This is a genomic window from Microbacterium sp. NPDC089189 (assembly GCF_040685095.1).
In the GTDB taxonomy this organism is placed as follows: Bacteria; Actinomycetota; Actinomycetes; order Actinomycetales; family Microbacteriaceae; genus Microbacterium.
In genome coordinates this window covers 1-23,038 of sequence record NZ_JBFBHG010000037.1, presented here as the reverse complement: position 1 = coordinate 23,038, position 23,038 = coordinate 1, and the positions used below count along the sequence as shown (strand labels likewise).

At 72.3% G+C, this 23,038-nt stretch carries 20 protein-coding genes; 10 read left to right on the top strand and 10 right to left on the bottom strand.

Features of this window, described 5'->3' with window-relative positions; genetic code table 11:
• Window positions 1–202 precede the first annotated feature (202 nt).
• Both AB0N73_RS15380 and AB0N73_RS15375 read left to right on the top strand, forming a co-directional pair.
• Entirely contained in the window at window positions 203–541 is a 339-nt protein-coding gene (locus AB0N73_RS15380; protein WP_363565050.1) for a metalloregulator ArsR/SmtB family transcription factor, read from the top strand.
• Window positions 542–593: 52 nt separating this feature from the next.
• Window positions 594–1,574, top strand: a complete 981-nt coding sequence (locus tag AB0N73_RS15375) for an SRPBCC family protein (RefSeq protein ID WP_363565048.1) — start codon at window positions 594–596, stop codon at window positions 1,572–1,574.
• Window positions 1,575–1,652: 78 nt separating this feature from the next.
• On the opposite strand, the gene AB0N73_RS15370 is transcribed toward AB0N73_RS15375, so the two are convergent.
• Window positions 1,653–2,336 carry a thioredoxin domain-containing protein gene (locus AB0N73_RS15370; RefSeq protein ID WP_363565046.1) on the bottom strand — a complete coding sequence of 228 codons (684 nt, stop codon included), beginning with the start codon at window positions 2,334–2,336 and terminating at the stop codon, window positions 1,653–1,655.
• Between the two features lie 288 nt (window positions 2,337–2,624).
• Between AB0N73_RS15370 and AB0N73_RS15365 the strand changes: the two genes are divergently transcribed.
• Window positions 2,625–4,319: a DEAD/DEAH box helicase gene (locus tag AB0N73_RS15365; protein WP_363565044.1), complete on the top strand. Its 1,695-nt coding sequence runs from the start codon at window positions 2,625–2,627 to the stop codon at window positions 4,317–4,319.
• 124 nt (window positions 4,320–4,443) lie between these two features.
• Here AB0N73_RS15365 and sufU read toward each other — a convergent pair whose 3' ends face one another.
• From sufU to AB0N73_RS15350, 3 genes are read right to left on the bottom strand one after another with little or no spacing between them, the layout of a single operon-like run.
• Window positions 4,444–4,905 carry a Fe-S cluster assembly sulfur transfer protein SufU gene (gene sufU, locus AB0N73_RS15360; RefSeq protein ID WP_363565042.1) on the bottom strand — a complete coding sequence of 154 codons (462 nt, stop codon included), beginning with the start codon at window positions 4,903–4,905 and terminating at the stop codon, window positions 4,444–4,446.
• The gene (locus tag AB0N73_RS15355) at window positions 4,902–6,191 is read right to left on the bottom strand and encodes a SufS family cysteine desulfurase (RefSeq protein WP_363565040.1); all 1,290 of its coding nucleotides are present in this window, start codon (window positions 6,189–6,191) and stop codon (window positions 4,902–4,904) included. The genes sufU and AB0N73_RS15355 overlap by 4 nt, the downstream gene beginning before the upstream one ends.
• Window positions 6,188–8,302 (bottom strand): APC family permease, encoded by a 2,115-nt coding sequence (locus AB0N73_RS15350; RefSeq protein ID WP_363565038.1) that lies wholly within the window; start codon window positions 8,300–8,302, stop codon window positions 6,188–6,190. The genes AB0N73_RS15355 and AB0N73_RS15350 overlap by 4 nt, the downstream gene beginning before the upstream one ends.
• An 87-nt stretch (window positions 8,303–8,389) precedes the next feature.
• On the opposite strand from AB0N73_RS15350, the gene AB0N73_RS15345 reads away from it, so the two are divergent.
• Complete coding sequence (locus tag AB0N73_RS15345; protein ID WP_363565036.1) at window positions 8,390–9,112, top strand: Pr6Pr family membrane protein; 723 nt, start codon at window positions 8,390–8,392, stop codon at window positions 9,110–9,112.
• Window positions 9,113–9,172: 60 nt separating this feature from the next.
• Here the strand turns inward: AB0N73_RS15345 and AB0N73_RS15340 are convergent, their stop codons facing one another.
• The 4 genes from AB0N73_RS15340 to AB0N73_RS15325 form a co-directional block, all read right to left on the bottom strand.
• The gene (locus tag AB0N73_RS15340; protein ID WP_363565034.1) at window positions 9,173–10,051 is read right to left on the bottom strand and encodes a hypothetical protein; all 879 of its coding nucleotides are present in this window, start codon (window positions 10,049–10,051) and stop codon (window positions 9,173–9,175) included.
• Window positions 10,048–10,440, bottom strand: a complete 393-nt coding sequence (locus AB0N73_RS15335) for a hypothetical protein (protein WP_363565032.1) — start codon at window positions 10,438–10,440, stop codon at window positions 10,048–10,050. The genes AB0N73_RS15340 and AB0N73_RS15335 overlap by 4 nt, the downstream gene beginning before the upstream one ends.
• A gap of 2 nt (window positions 10,441–10,442) precedes the next feature.
• Window positions 10,443–11,678 carry an amidohydrolase gene (locus tag AB0N73_RS15330; protein ID WP_363565030.1) on the bottom strand — a complete coding sequence of 412 codons (1,236 nt, stop codon included), beginning with the start codon at window positions 11,676–11,678 and terminating at the stop codon, window positions 10,443–10,445.
• A gap of 217 nt (window positions 11,679–11,895) precedes the next feature.
• Entirely contained in the window at window positions 11,896–13,569 is a 1,674-nt protein-coding gene (locus AB0N73_RS15325; protein WP_363565028.1) for a glycoside hydrolase family 13 protein, read from the bottom strand.
• A 169-nt stretch (window positions 13,570–13,738) separates the two neighbouring features.
• Between AB0N73_RS15325 and AB0N73_RS15320 the strand changes: the two genes are divergently transcribed.
• Window positions 13,739–14,272, top strand: coding sequence for an adenine phosphoribosyltransferase (locus tag AB0N73_RS15320; RefSeq protein ID WP_363565026.1), 534 nt, complete (start codon window positions 13,739–13,741; stop codon window positions 14,270–14,272).
• 138 nt (window positions 14,273–14,410) lie between these two features.
• Complete coding sequence (locus AB0N73_RS15315; protein WP_363565024.1) at window positions 14,411–15,517, top strand: NAD(P)-dependent alcohol dehydrogenase; 1,107 nt, start codon at window positions 14,411–14,413, stop codon at window positions 15,515–15,517.
• Between the two features lie 142 nt (window positions 15,518–15,659).
• On the opposite strand, the gene AB0N73_RS15310 is transcribed toward AB0N73_RS15315, so the two are convergent.
• Both AB0N73_RS15310 and AB0N73_RS15305 read right to left on the bottom strand, forming a co-directional pair.
• On the bottom strand, window positions 15,660–16,040 hold the full coding sequence (locus tag AB0N73_RS15310; protein WP_363565022.1) for a hypothetical protein: 381 nt from the start codon (window positions 16,038–16,040) through the stop codon (window positions 15,660–15,662).
• 67 nt (window positions 16,041–16,107) lie between these two features.
• Window positions 16,108–17,361, bottom strand: coding sequence for an aminoglycoside phosphotransferase family protein (locus AB0N73_RS15305; protein ID WP_363565020.1), 1,254 nt, complete (start codon window positions 17,359–17,361; stop codon window positions 16,108–16,110).
• 90 nt (window positions 17,362–17,451) lie between these two features.
• Here AB0N73_RS15305 and AB0N73_RS15300 point away from each other — a divergent pair, with 90 nt between their 5' ends.
• The 4 genes from AB0N73_RS15300 to AB0N73_RS15285 all read left to right on the top strand — a co-directional run bounded on the left by AB0N73_RS15300 (window position 17,452) and on the right by AB0N73_RS15285 (window position 22,517).
• A complete protein-coding gene (locus AB0N73_RS15300; protein WP_363565018.1) occupies window positions 17,452–18,924 on the top strand; it encodes a HAMP domain-containing sensor histidine kinase in 1,473 nt (490 codons plus the stop codon).
• Window positions 18,909–19,565 (top strand): response regulator transcription factor, encoded by a 657-nt coding sequence (locus tag AB0N73_RS15295; RefSeq protein ID WP_363565016.1) that lies wholly within the window; start codon window positions 18,909–18,911, stop codon window positions 19,563–19,565. Before AB0N73_RS15300 ends, AB0N73_RS15295 begins: the two co-directional genes overlap by 16 nt.
• 79 nt (window positions 19,566–19,644) lie before the next feature.
• Entirely contained in the window at window positions 19,645–21,180 is a 1,536-nt protein-coding gene (locus AB0N73_RS15290) for an SLC13 family permease (protein ID WP_363565014.1), read from the top strand.
• A 152-nt stretch (window positions 21,181–21,332) separates the two neighbouring features.
• Entirely contained in the window at window positions 21,333–22,517 is a 1,185-nt protein-coding gene (locus AB0N73_RS15285) for a glycerate kinase (RefSeq protein WP_363565012.1), read from the top strand.
• Window positions 22,518–23,038: the final 521 nt, after the last annotated feature.

The following is a 23,038-nucleotide window of genomic DNA, read 5'->3' as shown; positions in this document are numbered from 1 at the left end:
CCCCATGTAATGCGGCGGCTTGGGGGGGGGGGCGCCCCCAAACACCCCGCATACGCGACGAATGAACAGAGAAGAGGGCGGCGAGGAGGGGGGCGGGAGGCGAGGAGGGGGCGGGCGGCGAAGAGGAGGGGGCGGAGGGTGCGGAGGGTGCGAGGAGCAGGGGGGTTGTGGCGGGGGCGGAGCGGGGCTAACGTACAACCAAATGGTTGTAGATATGGAACTCAGCGACGCCGAGGTGGATCGGATCTTCCGGGCCCTCGCCGATCGCACGCGCCGCGACATCCTGCGGCGCACCCTCGAGGCCGAGCAGTCGGTCTCGGCCCTGGCCGCGACCTACGAGGTGTCGTTCGCCGCCGTGCAGAAGCACGTCGCGGTGCTCGAAGCCGCGCATCTGGTGGTCAAACGCGCCGACGGAAGGGAGCGCCTCGTGCGCGCCGACCCCGCCACCATCGCGCGCGCTCGCCGCCTGCTCGCCGACTACGAGCACTTGTGGCGCGCGCGCATCGATCGCCTCGACGACCTGCTCGCCGAAGACCCCTGACCCGGATGCGGTGCGCCCGCGTCCACACATCCCCATCCAGAGGAGAAAGCACATGCCCGTCACCGCCGTCACCACCGACGCTGAGGCCCTGACCATGACGCTCGTCGGCGACTTCCCCGCGCCGAAGGAGCGGCTCTGGCGGGCGTTCACCGATCCCCGCCAGCTGGAGCGCTTCTGGGGTCCGCCCGGATACCCCGCGGCGTTCACGCGCTTCGACTTCGCCGTCGGCGAGAGCGCCCACTACGTGATGACGAGTCCGCAGGGGGAGCGCTTCGGCGGCCGCTGGGAGTTCGTCGACATCGACCCGCAGAGCGCCTTCGAGGTCACCGACGCGTTCGCCGACGAGAGCGGAGCGCCGATCGAGGGCATGCCGGTCTCGCGCATGACCTTCACTTTCGAGGCCACCCCGTCGGGCTCGCGCGTGACGAGCGTGACCCGCTTCGACTCCGCCGAGGCGCTCGAGCAGATCGTCGCGATGGGTGCCGTCGAGGGCTCGACGCTCGCGTTCAACCAGCTCGACGCGGTGCTGCAGGACCTCCGCGAGTACGCCCGCGGAAAGGGCACGCGCACCGAGATCCTCGACGACCAGCACGTGCGCATCACACGGCTGATCGACGGCCCGGCCGACGCCGTGTGGCGCGCGCACACCGACCCGGCTCTCGTGCGCCGCTGGCTCTTCGGACCCGACGGATGGCGCATGACCGACTGCGAGATCGACCTGCGACCGGGCGGTGCGTACCGCTACGGCTGGGCGCCCGAGGCGGGCACCGAGGGCGAGGCGTTCGGGTTCGACGGCGAGACGCTGGTCGTCGAGCCGGGACGCCGGTGGGTGACCACCGAGCACATGATCGGCACCGACTACCCACCGACGACCAACGATCTGTCGCTCTACGACGAGGACGGCGCGACGCTGCTCACCCTGCTCATCGAGTACCCGGATGCGGCCACGCGCGACATGGTGCTCGCCACCGGGATGACGGACGGCATGGAGGCCGGCTACGCCCGCCTCGAGAACGAGGTGCTCGCGGGCTGAGGTCTCGGGCGTCAGGCGCCCGACCCGCGGCGCTCTCATCATCGGGGCGCGGCGGGTCGAGCGCCTGAACTCTGCGGGCTACCGGTGCGCCGCCCGCGCGGTGGCCACCGCGTCGGCGAAGCGGGCGGCATCCGAGCCGTCCTCGCGGACCTCGAAGACCGCGCCGTCGATGACGAGGAGCGGCACGTGGTCGACGACCTGCGTCGTGCCGGGCACGGTCTCGCCGAGCCAGGCGTCGTTCGAGGCCTGCGCGAGGAGCGCCGCGTCGGCCAGGGCGGGTCGGAGGTCGCGGCTCACCCCCGCCTCGCGGGCGTAGGCGAGCAGGTCGTCGTCCGTGGGTGCTCCCGCATCCGACACCTGGTTCTGCTGGATCAGCGCGTAGAGGGCGGGGATGGCGGCGGTGTCCTCCGCGGCGGCGAACAGCACGGCCGCGGCGCGCGTGGAGTAGTCGGTGTCGTCGCCGCGCTTGGCGCTGACGTAGGTCATGGGGTGCAGCGTGAGCGTGACCTCGCCGTCGTCGATCAGGGTGGTGAGGTCGTCGCCGATCGCCTCGTCGAGCAGCGCGCAGTGCGGGCACGACGGGTCGGTCCACAGCCAGATCTCCACCGGGCCCTCGCCCACCACGATCCCCGCGGCGGCTTCGGTCGTGTCGACGGTGATGGGCGCCGGCGTCGGTGCCTGCGCCGCCTGCGGGGTGCAGGCGACGGCGGCCGCGGCGAGCAGGGCGGTGGCGAGGATGCTGAGGGGACGTCGGGTGCGCACGGGCTCTTGCTTACGGGGTCTGCGTGCGCTTCGCACGAGCTTCGTGGATGTGGACGAGTCGCGGTCGTCGCCCCGCGCTGCGCGTTGTGCAGGGCCACAGACATTCATTGATCCGGCCGGTGCGGGTGGCGGATGGTAGGGTGATGTGTCGCCTTCGGGCGACTGCGTCGTCGACACGTCGCCGGGGATCTGACACCCGGGCCACGTCGCGAGCGGCGAACCGATGCGCGATACCGCGCCGTCGCCCACTCAGCGCCAAGAGGCGCGTCATCCGAAAGCTCTACATCCATGCCTACTTTCCTCGATCTCGGCGTGCCCGCGCCCCTGGCCCGTGTCCTCGCAGACGCCGGCAAGACCGAAGCGTTCCCCATCCAAGAGGGAACCCTCCCCGACTCGCTCGCCGGGCGCGACGTGCTCGGCCGCGGCCGCACCGGCAGCGGCAAGACCATCGCGTTCGCGCTGCCGCTCGTCACCCGCCTGACGGGCGTCGCGCGCACCCCCGGCCGCCCCACGGGCCTCGTGCTGGCACCGACCCGCGAACTCGCGACCCAGATCGCCGCCACCCTCACCCCGCTCGCGGATGAGGTGGGGCTGCGCGTCACGACCATCTTCGGCGGCGTGAGCCAGAAGCCGCAGGAGCAGGCGCTGCGCGCCGGCGTCGACATCGTCGTGGCCTGCCCCGGCCGTCTCGAAGACCTCATGAAGCAGGGCGTCATCCGTCTCGACCGCGTCCAGATCGCGGTGCTCGACGAGGCCGACCACATGGCGGACCTGGGCTTCCTGCCCGGTGTCACCCGCATCCTCGCGGCGACCGCGCCGGGCGGACAGCGCCTGCTGTTCAGCGCGACGCTGGACCGCGGCGTCGACAGCCTCGTGCGCCGCTTCCTGAAGAACGAGGTGCGCCACGAGGTCGACGAGTCGAGCGTTCCCGCCGCCGCCATGACCCACCGGGTCTTCCGCGTGGCCGACGACGACAAGAACGAGCTCGTCCGCACTCTCGCGTCGGGTCAGGGTCGCCGCATCCTCTTCACCCGCACCAAGCACCAAGCCAAGAAGCTGGCCAAGAAGCTCATCGCCGACGGCATCCCGTCGGTCGACCTGCACGGCAACCTGTCGCAGAATGCGCGTGAGCGCAACCTCGCCGCCTTCAGCGCCGCCCCCGAGGCCGGCGGTGTGCGCGTGCTCGTCGCGACCGACGTCGCCGCTCGCGGCGTGCACGTCGACAACGTCGAGCTGGTCGTCCACGTCGACCCGCCCGCCGAGCACAAGGCGTACCTGCACCGCTCGGGCCGTACCGCTCGCGCCGGTGCCGAGGGCACCGTCGTCACGGTCGTGCTGGATTCCCAGCGCCGCGACCTGGCCGACCTGCTGCGGAAGGCCGCGATCACGGCTCCGCTCGAGCCCGTCGACGCCACGCACGCGGCCGTCCGCGAACTCGTCGGCGAGCCGGCCCCCAAGGTGAAGGCCGCGCCCGTGGCGGCACCGGTCTCGGGTGGCTCGGGTCGTGGTCGTTCCGGCGCTGCCGGGGGATCGGGCCGTTCCGGCTCGGCCGCCGGCGGGCGCGGAGCGGGTCGCCCCGCATCCGGTTCTGGCCGTGGCGGTGACGCCGGTCGTGGTTCCGGCCGTGGCGCCGGCCGCGACAACGCCGGCCGCGACAACGCAGGCCGCGACGGTGGCCGTGGCGCCGGTTCGGGCCGCGACAACGCCGGCCGCGGCAAGCCCGTCCGTTCGGGCGACGCCCCGCGCGGCGGCGGCGTGCGCACCCAGGCCGGTTCCGGTCGTCCGGGTGAGCGCGGCCGCGAGGTCTCGCACACCGCGCCCCGCGGTGCGCAGTCGATCGGCGATTCGGTCAGCGAGCAGCAGCGCGCCTGGGCCGAGTCGATGGCCCGCTCGGGCGGTGCGGCTCCGGCCGCCGGCACCGACGGCACCCCGCGTCGTCGCGGTGGCCGCGGTCGCGCCAGCGCTCCCGCCGGCTCCCGCTGAGCTCCCGGATGCCGCGGCTCTGACCGCGGCATCCCCCGGGCGCACTCCGCCCGCGAACGCAGAAACGCCCCGCTTCGGCGGGGCGTTTCTCGTGCGGCGCGCAGCCGCGCGTGCGGTCAGGCGATCAGGCGCGCGCGAGGGCGTCCTCGAGCGCGACCCACGAGAGCATCGCGCACTTCACGCGGGCCGTGAACTTCGACACCCCCGAGAGGGCGGCGGCGTCGCCGAAGCGGTCTTCGTCGAGCGGGATGGTGCCGCGTGAGCGCAGCGCCTCGCGGAACCCCGCCACGAGCGCCCGTGCCTCGTCGGCAGAGAGCGGTCCGTCCTCGTCCACGCGGTCGTCGATCAGCGCGGCGAGCATGGAGGCGGAGGCCTGCGAGATCGAGCAGCCCGCGCCCGTCCACGTGACGTCGCGGATCGCGCCGTCGTCGGTCACCCGCACCCGCAGCTCGACCTCGTCGCCGCAGATCGGGTTGCGCTGGTGCGAGGTCGCCGAGCGGCCGTCGGGCTCGGCGAGCGGCGTGCCGTGCGGGTGCTTCGAGTGGTCGAGGATGAGCTCCTGGTACAGCCCGTCGAGCCCGCTCATGCGTCGACCCCGAAGTAGGCGCGCACGTCGCCCAGCGCGTCGATCAGCGCATCGACGTCGCTCTCGGTCGTGAAGACGGATGCCGAGGCGCGCACGGATGCGGTGAGCCCGAAACGGGCATGCAGCGGTTTGGCGCAGTGGTGGCCCACCCGCACCGCGATGCCCCGCGCATCCAGGAACTGGCCGACGTCGTGCGCGTGCACGCCCGCGACGTCGAACGCCGCGATCCCGACGCGGTCGACGCCCGACGCATCGCCCAGCAGTCGCACGCCGGGGATCTCGCGCAAGGCCGCCATCGTGCGGCGCTCGATCGCGCGCTCATGGTCGCGCACGGCGTCCATCCCGAGGGCGTCGAGGTAGCGCGCCGCGGCGGCGAGCCCGATCGTCTGCGACACCGGCTGCGTGCCGGCTTCGAACTTCTGTGGCGCCGGGAGGAACTCGGCCTCATCCTGCGTGACGGTCGTGACCATCGATCCGCCGGTGAGGAACACGGGCAGGGCGTCGAGGATCTCGCGGCGGCCGTAGAGCCCGCCGATACCGTAGGGGCCGAGCATCTTGTGCCCCGAGAACGCGGCGAGGTCGACGCCCAGGGCGGCGAAATCGACGGGCAGGTTCGGTACCGACTGGCAGGCATCGAGCACCGTCACGGCGCCGACCGCGCGCGCGAGCGCAACGAGCTCCGCCACCGGGTTGACGATGCCCAGCACGTTCGAGACGTGCGGGAACGCGACGACGCGGGTGCGCTCGCCGATCAGCGTCGCGGCGGCATCCAGATCGAGCGTGCCGTCGTCGTGCACGGGGATGTGGCGCAGCACGGCCCCGGTGCGCGCGGCGAGCTCCTGCCACGGGATGAGATTGGCGTGGTGCTCGATCTCGGTGACGACGATCTCGTCGCCCGCTCGGAGCGCGAGCGCAGCGCTCGCGGCGCCGCCGCGCCCCGCGGTGGCGTTGCCGATCGCGTACGCGACGAGGTTGAGCGACGCGGTCGCGCCGGCGGTCCAGACGAGGGTTTCCTCGTCGGCGCCCACGAAGCCGGCCACGGTCGCCCGGGCGTCCTCGTAGAGCTCGGTGGCCTCCGCGGCGAGCGTGTGCGCTCCGCGGTGGACGGCCGAGTTGGCGCGGAGGAGGAAGTCCACCTCGGCGTCCACGACCGCCCGCGGTTTCTGGCTGGTAGCGCCCGAGTCGAGGTACACGAGCGGTGCGTCGCCGATGGTCTGGGAGAGGATCGGGAAGTCCGCGCGCAGCGCGGCGGGGTCGAGCGGGGTGTCGGCGTTCGGGGAGCTCACCCCTCCAGGCTAGTTCCGCCCTGCGTCGGTGGACTCGTGTCGCGCGGACGCGCCTGTGCCGGGCGCGGGGCGTCGACGGGGTGACCGGCGCGTTCCTGGCCCGCGAACGGTCGGGAGCGGCGGCCGTAGATGAGCTCCGACGAGTCGAGCAACCAGGGCACGAGCGTGATCGTCACGCCGTGCACGAGCATGAGCTGGTTGGCGATGCGGCGGGCGCGGCGGTTGTGGAGGAACGACTCCCACCAGTGGCCGACGATGTACTGCGGCAGGTACACCGTCACCACGGCGGGTCCGTGCTTCTCGCGGTACTTCTCGATGAACGCGGTGATCGGCGCGACGTAGCTGCGGTACGGCGACTCGAGGATGAGCAGGGGCACCGGCATCCGATGCTCCTCCCACTCCTTCTGCACGGCGGCCGCGGACTCCTTGGTGACCGCGACGTGCAGGCCGATCGTCTTGTCGTGGCGCGCTGCCAGCGCGTAGTCGAGCGCCTTGGCGACGGGCTTCTGCAGGCGGCCGACGAGCACGAGCGCCACATCCCCGGAGGAGCCGAAGTGGGTCGTGTCGTCGAAGGTGATCTCGTGCTCGACGTCGCGGTAGTAGCGGCTGACGCCGAACATCAGCAGCGACAGCACGGGGATGGCGAGGAAGACCAGCCAGGCGCCGTGCGTGAACTTGGTGACCGTGACGATGAGGAACACCGCCGCGGTGAGGCCCGCGCCGAGCGAGTTGATGACCAGGCCCGAGACGATCTCGCGATGCTGCACGCGCGCCGACTGCTGGCGCCGCGCCTCGGGCGAGAGCTCCCGCATCCCGCGCAGCTGACGGCGCCAGTGGCGCACCATGCCGATCTGTCCGAGCGAGAACGACACGAAGACGCCGATGATGTAGAGCTGGATGAGGGTGGTGAGGTTGGCCTGCGACACCACCAGCACGACGATCGCGGCGACGCCCAGCAGGATCATGCCGTTCGAGAACACCAGGCGGTCGCCGCGCGTGTTCATCGACTTCGGCGCGTAGCCGTCGCGCGCGAGCACGGCGCCGAGCAGCGGGAAGCCGTTGAAGGCGGTGTTGGCGGCCAGCAGCAGCACGCACGCCGTCGCCGCCTGGATGAGGAAGAACGGGATCGAGTTCATCCCGAACGTGGCGGCGGCCACCTGCGCCATGAGGCTCGGCTGCGGCTGGGTGCAGTCGAAGCCGATGAGGTGGCAGGGGTTCTCGGCGTAGTGGACGCCCGAGACGAGGGCCAGGAGGGTCAGCCCCGAGAACAGCAGGATGGCGACCGCGCCCATGGCGACCAGGGTGCCCTGGGCGTTCTTGATCTTGGGGCGGCGGAACGCGGGCACGCCGTTGGAGACGGCCTCGACGCCGGTCAGCGCCGAGCAGCCGCTCGAGAACGCGCGGAGGATGAGCAGGATCACAGCCGCCTGGGTGAGGCTCTCGGCCTGCACGTCGAACTGGGCGCTCGAGGCCACCGGGGTGTCGCCGCCGATCCAGCGGACGATGCCGGTGACGATCATGATCGCGACCGAGCCGATGAAGATGTAGGTCGGCAGGGCGAACGCGCGCGACGCCTCGCGGACGCCGCGGAGGTTGACGATGACGATCAGGATGACGAAGCCGACGGCCAGCTCCACCCGCCACGGATTGAGGCCGGGCAGCGCCGAGATGATGTTGTCGACACCGGACGCGACCGACACCGCCACGGTGAGGATGTAGTCGACCAGCAGTGCCGAGGCGACGATCACGCCCGGAATCTCGCCCAGGTTCGTGCGCGCGACCTCGTAGTCGCCGCCGCCCGAGGGGTACGCCTTGATGAGCTGGCGGTACGACAGCACCACGACGACCAGCAGCAGGACGACGGCGCCGGCGATCCATGGGCTGAACGACAGGAACGACAGCCCGCCGATCAGCAGGATCATCAGCAGCTCCTGCGGCGCGTACGCCACCGACGACAGCGCGTCGGACGCGAAGATCGGCAGCGCCATGCGCTTCTTCAGCAGGTGTTCGTCGGCATCCGATGATGCCAGGGGATCCCCGATCAGGATGCGTTTCGCGATCGGGGACTCCGGCGCCGCGTCGGCGCTCTCGTTGGTCACGACGCGCGACACTACGCCTTGGGTGGCACGCTGCGCAATCCACCGCTCCGTGCGCGGCCCGACCGTCACTCAACCGTTGCCGTGTCCTACGATGAGCGGATGATTCTGCCCGACCGTCGCGCCGCTCTGGTTTTCCGGATCATCGCCGTCCTCCTGATGGCCTGGGGGATCGGGCGCGTCAGCGGGATCTTCGACGGACGCCCGAGCGGGGTGCAGTTCCTCTACTACACGGTGCTCAGCAACATGCTGTGCCTCGTGTGGATGGTGATCCTGGTCGTCCGGACGCTGCGCGACCTCCGCGCCGACGGCGCGCGGGGCTGGTCGACGCCGTCCCCGCGGTTCTCGGCCGCCGTCGCGTTCGCGATCACCGTGACGATGCTCATCTACCTGATCGTGCTGGTGCCCGAGGCGTTCACGCAGAACACCGGCTACACGCCGTTCACGCTGACCGACAACCTCATCCACATCATCACGCCGATCCTCGCGATCGTGGACTGGCTCGTGTTCGTGCCGCACGGACGCATCCGTGCGCTCGACCCGCTGCTGTGGGCGCTGCTGCCCTACGCCTACCTCGCGTTCGCGTTCGTGTACGGCGGCCTGGGCGGCACGTTCGGCGGCGGCACGCGCTACCCGTACCCATTCATGGATGTGGATCGCAACGGCGTGGACGGCGTCGTGCTGTGGATCGTCGGGCTCACCGTGGCGCTCGAGGTCGTCGCCTATCTGTATCTGGGCATCGACAAGGCCATCGCCGCGATCGATCGGCGGCTGCGGGCCGGGTCGGCCTCGACACCGCGCGGGTCGGTCTCAGCGCGGCGCTGACGCCGTCGCGGCTGATCAGCCCAGCCGCTCGGGTTCCGGTGGGCTGAGCGCCGCGATGACTCAGCGCAGCGCGCCCGACAGCGCAGTGGCGAGGATCGCGACGGCGCCCCCGCCCACCACGAGGCCCGTGATGATCCAGACGCGCGCCCCGTTCACTGCGGCGCCGTTCGAACGCATGGTGAGCGGAGCCGCCTGCGGCACGGGGGGCGCCGGCGTGCCGGCGGGGGTCACGTCGTCGACGGGCTCGATCGGCTGGGGCGGGCCGCTGGGCGACGCGGGTGCACCCGCCTCGGGTACGCGTCCGCCGAGTCGTGACCGCAGAGCCGAGACGAGCGCGAGCAGGCGCTGCCAGACGGCGGGGTCGGGCACGGCGAGCGGATGCGGCGCATAGAGGAACAGCCAACCGGGCGCGATTTCGACGTGGAATCCCAGGGTGCCGTCGTCGAGCAGTCCGCGCACCTCGTCGTCGAACAGCCATTGTGCCCACGCGTGCGCGCTCGCGTCGCTGTACAGCGTGAAACGGCCGTCGGCGCCGAGAGGAACGCCGGGCGCGGCGGGCAGCGTCGGAAGGGCGGAGCGGTGGGCCACGCGCTCGTTCTGGACGACGAGCGGCGGCGCTCCCTCCTCCAGTTGCAGCGCGGCGTACCCCCACGCCTGGGTGAACTGGTTGCCCATCGCGATCTCGGTGTAGAAGCTGTTGCCGATCTCGGTCAGGGGCGGCCCGGGGATACGGACGATGTTGACGGCGCGCTGGGTGAAACGAGGAGCGCCGTTGCGTTCACGGAACACGACGCCGGGCAGCGGCTGATCCGTCGCGAGGGCGTAGTACCGCCAGCCGTTCGCCTCGGCGAAGACCTGCACGATCTGGGCCTCGGAGTTCCAGCCCGGCACGGGCGCGGGGGGATGGTGGAGGGGCTCGTAGTTCACCGGAACGGTCACGGTGACATTCTGCCCCCGCGCCCTGGGCTCGCACCGCGGCCGTGAACGGCGCGGCGAGTGAACTCGGCGGGAAGGGCGGGGAGCGGTCGTCTGCGCAGCGCATTGCTCGTCTCGACCACCAACGCCGGCGCCGGATGCGGCAGCGGCACGGTCGCGTAGCCCCACGTGACGCTGATCAGGGAGAGATCGACAGTGAACGAGTAGGCGCTGTTGCCGATCTCCGTGGGCCCCGAGGCGATGCGCACGACGTCGCCCACTCGGTGCAGGTGACGCCTCGCGCCGGCCGCGTCCCGGAAGACGAGTCCGGTGAGCTCCGAGGTGCCGCCGGGAGAGTACTCCCAGCCGTTGGCCGCAGCCAAGGCCTGCACGGCCTGCGAGTCAGCGGACACCGTCAGGCCGAGTCCGTGGTCCCCGCACCCAGCCACTCCCGCGCGGCGATGACCAGGTTGTCGACACCGCGCTCGATCGTGGGGTGCAGCACCGGCGCGAAGAACGGCGAGTGGTTCGTGGGGATGTCGCGCTCGATCGTCCCCTCGGCCTCGGCGCGGGCGAAGAGCTCGGGATCGACTCCGCCCCAGAACCAGAAGACCAGCGGTGCGTTCGCCTCGCGGGCGAACCACGAGACGTCCTCGCTGCCGGTGAACATGCCGGGGTCGATCACGGCTGCCTCGCCGTACGCGCGACGGAACGCCGCCGAGACGCGCGCCGTGGCATCCACGTCGTTGATCGTGGGCGGCAGCGTGTGGTCGGTCACGATGGTGGGCGGCGTCTCGGCGCCCGACGCATCCGCCTCGGCCCTGATGACGCGCTCGACGCGTTCGAGCACACGCTCCCGCATCCGGTCGTCGGGGTAGCGGAGGCTCAGCTGCAGCGTCGCCTCGGCCGGGATGATGTTGTGCTTGAGGCCGGCGTGCACCGAGCCCACGGTGACGACGGCGACGTCGCGCGGGTCGACCTCGCGCGAGACGACCGTCTGCAGGCGCATGATCGTCGCCGCCGCCATGACGACGGGATCGATGGTGGCGTGCGGGCGCGAGCCGTGGCCGCCGCGGCCGTGCAGTGTCACAGTGAGTCCGTCGGATGCGGCCATCTGCGTGCCCGGGCGCACCCCGATGACGCCCGCGGGGAGCGGCGTCACGTGCTGGCCCAGCACGACGTCGGGGCGCGGGAAGCGGTCGAACACCCCGTCGGCGATCATCGCCTTCGACCCGGCGCCGAACTCCTCGGCGGGCTGGAAGACGGCGACGATCGTTCCCGACCAGTCGTCGGTGGATGCGGCGAGGCGCTCGAGTGCGCCCAGCAGGGCGGTGACGTGCATGTCGTGCCCGCACGCGTGCATGACGGGGACGTCGAGGCCGGCGGGGTCGACGCCGTGCGCGGTGCTGGCGTAGGCCAGGCCGGTGCGCTCCTCGACCGGCAGTCCGTCCATGTCGGCGCGCAGCCATACGACCGGGCCCTCGCCATTGCGCAGCGTCGCGACGACGCCGGTGCGGCCGATGCCCTCCTCGAACGGGATGCCGAGGCCCGCGAGCGTCGCGGTCACGACCCCTGCCGTGCGCGTCTCCTGGAACGACAGCTCGGGGTGACGGTGGAGGTCGATGTACAGCGCTTCGAGGTCGATGGCCATGCCCCGAGCCTACTGAGCCCCCTCCCACCCCGCCCTTGACGCCCTCTCACCCGGCGGCTGACGCCCCTCTCACCCGGTCGAGCGCACATCCGGTGCGCGAGCGCACATCCGGGACGATGTGCGCTCGGCGACGGGATGTGCGCTCGGCAAAGGGGGGCGGGACGCCGTAGCCGGGCGGGACCGGGCCGGGCGGGGGTGCCGCGGGGGCGGGCGGGGGTCAGTCGGCGAGGAGCCAGACGGCGGTGTCGGCGGGCAGGGTGCGGCCGTCGACGGGCTCGCTCGCGACCAGGATGCGGCCGGCGGGCAGCTCCACGGGGGCGCTGCCGACGTTGGCGATCACGGTCACGTCACCCGAGCGGAAGGCCAGCACGTCGTCGGCGAAGCCGTCGAGCCACGTGAACGGCGCGGAGCCGAGCAGGTGCGCGCGGCGCTCGGCGAGCAGCGTGCGGTACAGCGACAGGGTCGAGTCGGCATCGGCGGCCTCGACGTCGCGCGCGTGGTCGGCCCACTCGGCCGGCTGCGGCAGCCATGCGTCGCCGGTGGTGTTGAAACCGTACGCGGGAGCAGCGGCCTCCCACGGGATGGGCACGCGGCATCCGTCGCGGCCGTACTTCTCGTGGTTCGTGCGGAACCATGTCGGGTCCTGGCGGGCGTCATCCGGGATGTCGATGACCTCGGGCAGGCCGAGCTCCTCGCCCTGGTAGATGTACGCCGAACCGGGCAGGGCGAGCATGACGGTGGATGCGGCGCGGGCGCGCCGGAGGCCGAGCTCCGGGATGGGCTGCGCCGCGGAGTCCGGTCCGATGCCCTCGCCCTGCGGGCTGTCGGCGGTCAGCGCCAGGCGGGATGCGTGGCGGATGACGTCGTGGTTCGACAGCACCCAGGTCGCCGGGGCGCCCACAGCGGGGAACGCGCGCAGCGAGTCGGTGATGACGGTGCGGAGCGCGGCCGCATCCCATTCGGTCATGAGGTAAGGGAAGTTGAACGCCTGGTGCATCTCGTCGGGGCGCACCCACAGGGCGGTCTTGTCGGGCGTGGGCAGCCACGCCTCGGCGCACAGTGCGCGGTCGCCGTCGTACTCGGCGAGCACCTGGTGCCAGTCGCGGTAGATGTCGTGCACCCCGGGCTGACCCCAGTACGGTACGTCGTCGTCCTCGCCGCCCATCGAGTCGCCGTCGGCCGGCGGGGTGTAGTCCGGCAGGCCGTCCTTCTTGATCATGCCGTGGGCCACGTCGACCCGGAAGCCGTCGACGCCGCGGTCGAGCCAGAAGCGCAGCACGCCCCGGAAGTACTCCTGCACCTCGGGGTTGGTCCAGTCGAAGTCCGCCTGCGACGGGTCGAAGATGTGCAGGTACCACTGGCCCGGGGTGCCGTCGGCTTCGGTGATGCGCTCCCACATCCCGCCGCCGAAGACGGACTCCCAGTTGTTGGGCGGCAGCTCGCCGTTCTCGCCCTTGCCGTCGCGGAAGATGTAGCGCGCGCGCTCGGGGCTGCCGGGCGCGGCAGCCAGAGCCTGCTGGAACCAGACGTGCTGGTCGGAGGAGTGGTTGGGCACCAGGTCGACGATCACGCGGATGCCGAGGCCGTGGGCCTTCGCGAGCATCGCGTCGAAGTCGCCGAGGGTTCCGAACAGCGGGTCGACGTCGCAGTAGTCGGCCACGTCGTAGCCGGCGTCGTTCTGCGGCGACACCATGAACGGGCTCAGCCAGATGGCGTCCACGCCGAGGTCGGCGAGCGAGTCGAGCCGTGCCGTGATGCCGGGCAGGTCGCCGATGCCGTCACCGTTCGCATCCGCGAACGAGCGGGGATAGATCTGATAGATGACGGCGGTGCGCCACCACTCGGATCCGGGGGCGGTCACAAGAGTCGAGGCGTCGTGCGTCGAGGTCATGACGACGATGCTACCCGGCAAATCGTATCGATTCGACAGCCGGGTTTCCCGCGGGTGTCGCCGAGCGAGCATCCGTTCGGCGAATGAGCACCCGAACGGATGCGCTGTGGCGGAATGGGTGCTCACTGGGCGGGGAGGGGACGCCCGCGCGGGCGACTAAAATCGATGGGTGACCCCCACTGATTCCGCCGCGCTCGCGCGCGCCGAAGAGCTCATCGCCGTGATCCCCGACTACCCGGAGCCCGGTGTGCTGTTCCGCGACATCGCTCCTCTGCTGGCGGATGCCGCGGGCCTGCGCGCCGTCGTCGACGCGATGCTGGAGCCGTTCGCGGGCACGTACGACGTCGTCGCCGGCATCGAGGCGCGTGGATTCCTGCTGGCCGGGGCGGCTGCGATCGCCGCGGGCGTCGGGCTGGTCCCCATCCGCAAGGCCGGAAAGCTCCCGCGGCCCGCCGCCGCGGTCGATTACGCGCTCGAGTACGGCACCGCCACGATCGAGATGCACGACGACATCCCCGCCGGCACGCGCGTGCTGCTGCTCGACGACGTGCTCGCCACCGGCGGCACGATCGCCGCCGCCCGCGACCTCGTCGAGCGCATCGGCGGTGTCGTCGCCGGTGTCGCCGTGCTCATGGAGCTCGACGCCCTGGGCGGCCGCGCCGTCGCCGGTCACGACGACCTGCACGCCGTCTTCCACGCCTGAGCCGCGGGATGGAGTGACGCGCGGCGCCGGGCCGGGTAAATGAGAACCGATCTCGGATGGTTGTGGATGAGGCGGGCGTAGCCTGGCGGATGCGCGCTGGATCCATACGCGCGCATGATCCACCCAGGAGGTCGTTCCATGTCCACCACCGCGCTCGCCGCTGTCCTCACCGGAGTCGATGAGGATTTCGTCTTCGAAGACGTCGTGCTGCAGGATCCTCATCCCGATGAGCTGCTGGTGCGCATCGTCGCCGCCGGCCTCTGCCACACCGACCTGGCCGTGCAGCACGGCCACATCCCGAGCGCCTTCCCCCGCGTCCTCGGCCACGAGGGCGCGGGCATCGTCGAGCGCGTCGGTGCCGACGTGACGGGCTTCGCCGAGGGCGACCACGTCGCGGTGTCGTTCGCATCGTGCGGTCGATGCGAGAACTGTCTCGACGGTCGGCCCGCCTACTGCCTGCAGTTCATGGTGTTGAACGTCGCCGGCGTGCGCGCGGACGGCACGGGCACCATGGCGCTCCCCGACGGCGGCGAGGTCGTCGGCAGCTTCTTCGGTCAGTCCTCGTTCGCGACCCACGCTCTGGTCGCCGCCCGCAACGCGGTCAAGATCGACGCCGATGTGCCGCTCGAGATCGTCGGACCGCTCGGATGCGGGTTCCAGACCGGCGCCGGCACCGTGCTCAACTCGCTGGGCGTCGGAGCGGGCGACAGCATCGTCGTCGCCGGCACCGGCGCGGTCGGTCTCGCGGGGATCATGGCGGCCAAGGCCGCCGGCGCCACGACGATCGTCGCCGTGGACGTGCTGCCCGAGCGTCTCGAGGTCGCGAAGCGCCTGGGCGCCACGCACCTCGTCGACGGCAAGGCGGATGACGTCGTCGACCAGATCAAAGCGGCGACGGGCGGGGTCGGCGCGCCGTACTCGCTCGACACCACCGCCGTCCCGGCCGTGATCAACAACCTCGCCGCGGCGTCCCGCTTCGGCGCGACGATCGCGACCGTCGGCGTGCCCAAGCCCGACGCCGTCGTGCCCGCCGGACTCTTCTCCGGCTCCGGGGTGACCCTCGTCGGCGCCATCGAAGGAGACGCGGTGCCGCAGACCTTCATCCCCAAGCTGCTGGCGATGTACAAGGCGGGCGAGTTCCCGTTCGACTCGCTCGTCACCACGTACCCGTTCGACCAGATCGAGAAGGCGATCGCCGACACGCAGTCGGGAGCGGCCGTCAAGGCCGTGCTCGTCATGCCCTGACCGACGCGCTGGCCCTGCCGGGGCGCCTGCCGGGCGCAGGCCCTGGTCCCGGCAGTCGCCTCTCGCGAAACGTCCCCTCTCCCGATGCTCGGGGGAGGGGGCGTCGTCGATCCGGCCGCGGCCGGAGGGGGCGGGCGTCCGGTCAGTTCGACGGTGCCGAGACGATCGACGGTGCGGAGTCGGCGGGTGCCTGCGGTGCGGGCACGACGGGCGCCTCCGGGGCCGGCGCGGGCGGCGGCGCGACCTCGGGGACCGACGGCACCGACGGAACCGTGTCGTCCGCGTCGAGCTGCTGCGGTTCGGGTGCCGAGACGATGGACACGTGGTCGTCGTGCAGACGCACCAGCACGCCGTCGGCGTCGAGCGCGGCGCTCTCGCGGCCCGTGATGGCGCCGCCGGGGAGCACCTGGCCATCGGAGGTGCGCAGCTCCATCGCCTGAGCGGCGACGGTCGCGCCGCCGGCCAGGATGCCCGCGCCGAGCACGCCGCCGACGCCGTAGGTCAGCCACTTCTTCTTGTCCATCGTGTCTCCTCTGGGGGATCGGGGCAGGCTCCGGGTGGTGCCTCGACATCCACTCTCGGGGGCGGGTCTAAACCGACTCGAAACCTTCGGTGAGGAGTCTCTTAGACAGGTCGTGCTCGGTCGGATGGCGATCCGTCGACGGGCGGCCCAGGGGATCGGCGATCTCGCCGCGCGCGACCACGCGTCGCGCGGCGCGGATGAGCGACAGCGCGGTGTCTTCGTCGCCCGCATCGACCGTGGTGACGGCGTGTCCGAGCAGGTGGATCGCGGTGAGCGCGTGCACGCGCGGCCCGTGCTCCTCGGCGTGGAAGGCCCGCGCGAGCTCGATGAGTCGGTGCGCCGATGCGGGGTCGGATGTGAGCGACGCGCTGGCGAGGGCGTGACCGAGGAACGCCGCCGCATCCTGGTCGGGGTCGCCGATGCCCGCCGTGTCGAGGTCGATGAGCCCGCTGACCTCGCCCGCGTCGTCGAGGAACAGCTGGCCGATGTGGAGGTCGCCGTGAACGACGCTCCCCGCACGACTCCCCGCGGCCGTGTCCGCGCCGGCGGCCGAATTCTGCGTGCGGTCCGCCGCGGAGGCGACACCCGCCGTGACCGCGGACGCGAGCGCGGCGAGGGATGCGGCCTGCGCGGGCAGCGCGATCGACAGCCGGCGGAGGTACCAGTCGGCGCGTGCGTCGACGCCCGCGGCGGCCCGGAGCGCGAGGGGGGATTCCGCGAGCCGCCCCCGGAGGCGCCGGACGCTCGCGGCGAGCACGGACGGCTCCCATCGGCCGGCCGTGGCGGGAGTTCCCTCCGCCGCGTCGAGGACGAGCAGCCCTTCCGGCGACCAGCACCGGACGGCCGGCACGGGGAGCCCGCCCCGCCGCGCCGCCGTGTGGCGCTCGACGATGCGGGCCGCCTTGGCGGGCGGCACCACCTTCGCCCAGAGCGTGCCGTCGTGGGTCGGCACCCGCAGCACCGCGCGGCGTCCGGGGCGATACGAGACCATCTCGGGGGCGGCCACGACATCGACGCCGGCGCGCGTGAGCAGATCGGTGACGGCGCCGCGGAAAGCGACGGCGGCCAGCGCGGGCAGGTGCGGGTCGGCCGGGTGCTCCCACACCCGGACGCCGTCCTCGCGCACGGCCCCCGTCTCGGCCGCGACCGGGAGGTGCGAGTCGTCGACATAGGCGATGAAGGAGCGCCCACCGACGGGGCTCACCGTGAAACCGGTGACCGTGCCGTCGCCCAGCGGTGCCCGGCTGCGGGCGCTGACGGGTGCGTCGTCGACGACCTCGCGAAGCACGCGCTCTGCGTCGACGAAGGGGGTCACGGGCACCGTCCCATCCCAGCACGCGCGCGGCGAGGCAGGGGTGAGACATCTCTTAGAAAGGGCGGGGAGCATCCGCGCGCATTGAATACTGAACGGGTGTCCGAGCCCGAGAACCCGCTGCGTCGCCGCCGACGCGCGCTGTCGGTGCGCACCCGCATCATGCTCGTGATCACGCTCGTCGCCGCGCTCGGGATGGCGTCGGTCGGGGTGGTCGTCTACGCCGTCGAGCGCGGCCGCATCCTCGGACAACTCGACGAACGTCTCGCCGACAACCTGCTCACCGCGCGCTACATCGTGGCCGCGGGCGACCCGTCCGCGCAGGAGCAGACGGCCTGGCCGACCTCGCGCGACGCGCTCTACGCGGTCGTGCAGCGCATGAGCCCCGACGACAACACGGGTGCGCTGGGCATCGTCAACGGCGAGCCGGCGCTCGCGCCCGGGGTGCCGCTCGACGTCGACCTCACCTCGGCCCCCGGCTTCGTCGACCACGTCGTGGCGCGTGCCCAGAGCGACCAGGCGCGCACCGGTCTCTATGCCGAAGAGGGGGTGCAGTGGCGGTACCTGGTCGTGCCGATCGCGGTCGAGACCGACCCCGCCGCCGAACCGGTGGTCTACACGATGGCCTACGACGTGGGCGCCGAGCTGTCCGAGATCGACGGGGCGGCGCAGGCCTACCTCCTCACCGCGGGCATCGCCGTGCTGCTGATCGCCGCGGCCGGGGGCATCGTCGCGACGCGTCTGCTGCGCCCCCTCCGGCGGATGAATGCGACGGCCGCGCGGGTGTCGGCGCAGTCGCTCGACGAGCGGCTCCCCGTCGACGGTCGTGACGACGTCTCCGAGCTGGCCGTGACGATGAACGGCATGCTCGACCGATTGGATGCCGCATGGGCGTCGCAGCGCGAGCTGCTTAGCGACGTCGGGCACGAGCTGAAGACGCCGATCACGATCGTGCGCGGGTACGTCGAGGTGATGGACGCGCACGACCCCGCCGACGTGGACGAGACCCGTGACCTTGCGGTCGACGAGCTGCAGCGGATGGGGCGCCTCGTGCAGGACCTCGCCGCATCCGCGTCGTTGCAGGGTCCGGCGGCGCTCGCGCTGCGCGAGGTGGATGCGGCCGAGCTGCTCCACACGATCATCCGCAAGGCGGCGGGCATCGAGGGGGCCACCGTCGCACCGGGCGACATCGCCGCGGCGCGCATCGTGGTGGACCCGGGTCGCATCACCCAGGCGGCGCTGCAGCTCGCGCAGAACGCGGTCACCCATGGCGGCGGTTCGATCGTCATGGGGAGCCGACGGGTTCCGGCCGGCATCGAGATCTGGGTGCGCGATCACGGGCCGGGCGTGCCCGACGCGCAGAAGAAGGACGTGTTCGAGCGCTTCCACCGGGGCGGCGCCTCGCAGCCGGGCAGCGGGCTCGGCCTCAACATCGTGCGTGTCATCGCGCGCGCGCACGGCGGCGACGTCGTCGTCGTCGACGCGCCCGGTGGCGGCGCGCTGTTCCTGATCACCCTGCCGACGCGTCCCGCCGACGCCCGCACCGAGGAGCTCGCATGGCTTCGATCCTGATCGCCGACGACGAGTCCCGCATCTCGGGCTTCATCGACAAGGGGCTGCGCGCGGCGGGCTTCGCGACGCGGGTGGCGACGACGGGACCGGACGCCCTCCACCTGGCGCTCACCGGTGAGTTCGACCTGCTGGTGCTCGACATCAACCTGCCGGGAATGGACGGATTCGAGGTGCTGGAGCAGATCCGCGGATCCGGTTCGCGGCTGCCCGTCATCATGCTCACCGCGCGCGTGGAGCTCGAGGACACCGTGGCCGGGCTCGAGCGCGGCGCCGATGACTATCTCGGCAAGCCGTTCCGCTTCGACGAGCTGGTGGCGCGCATCCGGCTGCGGATGGTGCGCGACGACGCGGGGTCGTCGAGCGAGCTGTCCCATCGCGACCTGCGGCTCGACATCCGCACACGTCGTGTGCACGTCGGGGAGCGTTCGGTCGAGCTGTCGGCCCGGGAGTTCGCCCTAGCCGAGGAGTTCGTCCGGCATCCCGGACACGTGCTCAGCCGTGAGCAGCTCCTGAGCCGGGTGTGGGGTTTCGACTTCGACCCGGGATCCAACGTCGTGGACGTCTACGTGGGGTACCTGCGGCAGAAGCTGGGGCCCGGTCGCATCGAGACCGTCCGCGGCATGGGCTATCGACTGGCGTGACTAAGCCCGCTCTCACGGGCTAAGAACGCTCTCACGACCGGCTGCGGGCCGCTTTAGGCGCCCGGTCGATCGTGGGGTCATGAACACATCGACCCGACCGATCGCCGAGGCGTCCGACGCGGCGACGAGCGAGCGCTCGTCGGCGGACCGTGAGCCCGTGCAGCCTCCGATGGGCGGCCCGACCGGGACGACGGCCCCGGCGCCCCGCCGCCGCCGTCCCGCCGGACGCACGGTCGTCGTCGCGCTGGTGGTTCTGGCGGCGGCGGTCGCCGCGGCGCTCGCGACCTCGTCGTGGCCCGTGCCGCAGCAGGTCGTGTGCGTCGTGTTCGCGGCGGCGACGGCCACGTGGATGCTGTCGCGTCTGGACGACACGCTCGTCGCTCTCCTCGCCGCGCTCGCTCTCGTCGTCGCGGGGGTGATGCCCTCGGCCGACCTCTTCGCCTCGCTCGGGGACAGCACCGTGTGGCTGCTGATCGGTGCCTGCATGCTTGCTGCGGGACTCGCGGCATCCGGGATCGTCGAGCGCCTCGCCGCGCGCCTGGTCGGCGGGGCGCGGAGCGTGCGGGGGCTCGCCCACCGCACGACCCTCGCCCTGTGCATGACCGCGTTCGCCGTGCCGGCGACGAGCGGCCGCGCCGCGCTCGCGTTGCCGCTGTTCCGGGTGCTGGGCGCGGCGCTCCCGACGCCGACGCTGCAGCGCGGGTTCTCCTTGCTCTTTCCGGCCGTCGTGCTGCTCTCGGCCTTCGCGTCGATCCTCGGGGCCGGCGCGCACGTGATCGCCGCCGAGCTGATCCACGCCGCCACCGGGGTGCGCATCTCGTTCCTGCTCTGGCTGGCGTGCGGGGTGCCGGTCGCGTTCGTCACCGCGCACATCGCGGCCGAGGTCGTGCTGTCGGTCGTGTTCTCCCGCGCCGACCGTCGGGCCGACGTCGCGCCGATCGTCCGCGCCGTGGCCGCAGCGTCTCCGAGAGGGCGCATGACGGCGGGTGAGTGGCGGGCGCTCGGCCTGCTGCTCGCGGTCGTCGCCGGATGGCTGACCGAGCCGTTCCACTCGCTGCCGCCGGCGGTGGTGGCGCTGATCGGAGCGGTCGTCGCGGTCGCGCCGGGCATCGGGGTGGCGACTCCTCAGGCGGCACTCGCGCAGGTGCCGTGGTCGTTGCTGCTGTTCCTCGCGGCGACGCTCGCGATCGGGTCGGCCGTCATCGAGACCGGCACGGCGGATGCGCTCGCCGACGTCCTGCTGACGCCGTTGGCCGCGGCGGCACCCGTGGTCGCGCTCCTCGCGATCATCGCGTTCTCGGCGTTCGCGCACCTGCTCATTCAGTCGCGGTCGGCTCGTTCGAGCGTGCTCGTGCCGATCGTGCTCGCCGTCGCTCCGGCCGCCGGGCTCGACCCCGCCTCTGCCGCGCTCGCCTCGACCGCGGCCGCCGGCTTCTGCCTCACCCTCACCTCGTCGGCCAAACCCGTCGCGATGTTCTCGGACGTGGACGGGGTCGCGACGTTCTCCCGCGGGCAGCTCGCCGCGTTCTCGCTCGTGCTCGCCCCCTACGTCATCGGTGCAGTGCTGGTCGCTGCCGTCTTCTGGTGGCCGCTGCTCGGCATCCCCGTCACCTGACACCGGCCCGAACCGCCCCCGTCCCCAGTTCCGCCCGAACGCTTGGCTCCACCCCATCCCCATCCCCATCCCCATCCGTAGCTCTGCCCCGAACGCCCCGCTCCACCCCATCCCCAACCCCATCCCCCATCCCCATCCCCCGGAGGAAGATCATGTTCGTTCCCCACGTCCCGTTGCGCATCCTCATCGCTCCCAGTGGTTTCAAGGAGTCCCTCGGCGCCGACTCCGTTGCGAACGCCGTCAGCGAGGGTGTGCGGCGCGTCCTGCCCGACGCGCGCATCGACCTGCTGCCCCTCGTCGACGGCGGCGAGGGAACCGCCGCGGCGCTCGCCGCTGCGACCGGCGGGCGCCTCGAGCATCGCCGGGTGACGGGTCCTGTCGGCGATGTCGTCGACAGCCACTTCGCGATGCTCGGTGACGGCACCACCGCGGTGGTGGAGATGGCCGCCGCGGCCGGGCTCCGCCTCGTCCCGCGCCACGCCCGGAATCCGCTGCGCACCACGACGCGCGGCGTCGGCGAGCTCATCCGGAGCGCACTGGATGCCGGCGCGCGCCGGATCCTCGTCGGATGCGGCGACAGTGGCACGTCGGACGGTGGTGCGGGTGCGCTCGCGGCGCTCGGGGCGCGGCTGCTCGATGCGTCGGGGGCCGAGGTGTCCGACGGGGCGAAGGCGTTGCGGCACGTGGACCGGCTGGACGCATCCGGCCTCGACCCGCGCCTCGCGGAGGTGCAGATCGATGTGGCCTGCAACCCGTCGAACGTGCTCACCGGCCCCCGCGGGGTGGCTCGCGTCTTCGGTCCTCAGAAGGGGGCGTCGCCGCGCCAGGTCGACGTGCTCGCGAAGAACCTCAAGCATTGGTCGCGCCTTCTCGAGCGTGATCTGGCACCCGGCCGTGACGATCTGCGCCGTGGTCCCGGCACCGGCGCGTCGGGAGGCCTCGGAGCGGGACTCGCCGCGATCGGCGGGCGGCTGCGTCCGCGCTTCGACGTGCTGCTCGACTCCGTGGATCTGGATGCGGCCATCGCCGCCGCCGATCTGGTGATCACCGCCGAGGGGTCCATCGACGGGCAGACGCCGAACGGCAAGGTCCCCGCCGAGGTGGCCCGGCGCGCGAAGCTGCGGGGACGTCCCGTGCTCGCCCTGGCGGGAACGGTAGGCGCCGATGCGGACGCGGCCTACGGGGCAGGGATCGACGCGGTGCAGTGCATCCTGCCGAGGCCCGTCGCCCTCGAGGAGGCGTTCGAGCGCGGTGCGGAGTTCGTCGCCGACGGCACCGAACGCGCCGTGCGGACACTCATGATCGGCATGTCGCTCACCGCGCACGCCGCAGCGTGAGGCGAGCGGGCGGGGCGCGTCACCTCCCGCCCGCGGCCCTCACCCGCCCGCGCACGTGTGCACCCCGCGCACCACGCACCGTGCCCGCGTACCTCGCGAGCCGTCCGTGCCCTCCGGCCTCCGCACCCCGTGCCCTCCGGCCTCCGCACCTCGTGCCCTCCGGCCTCCGCACCTCGTGCCCTCCGGCCTCCGCACCTCGTGCCCTCCGGGCCGAGCGCACCCGCACCCTCCGCGCCTCGCGCACCCGCACCCTCCGCGCCTCGCGCACCCGCACCCTCCGCGCCTCGCGCACCGGCATTCTCCGCGCCCCGCGCCTGCTTATCCGCGCGCTCCGCACCTGCGCATCGCCCCCGCATATGCCGCGCTTAATCGGCGCTCCGCGTGTATCCCGGGCGCACCCGTGTACGGTCGCCATCTCGGACGTACCGCCCGTGTTCGTGTTTAGAAGGGTGGTGGGTGTGCGGGGTTGTCGTTGATGTCGGGGGTGAAGTGGACGGTGGGTGGGGGTGGTTCGTCGATGT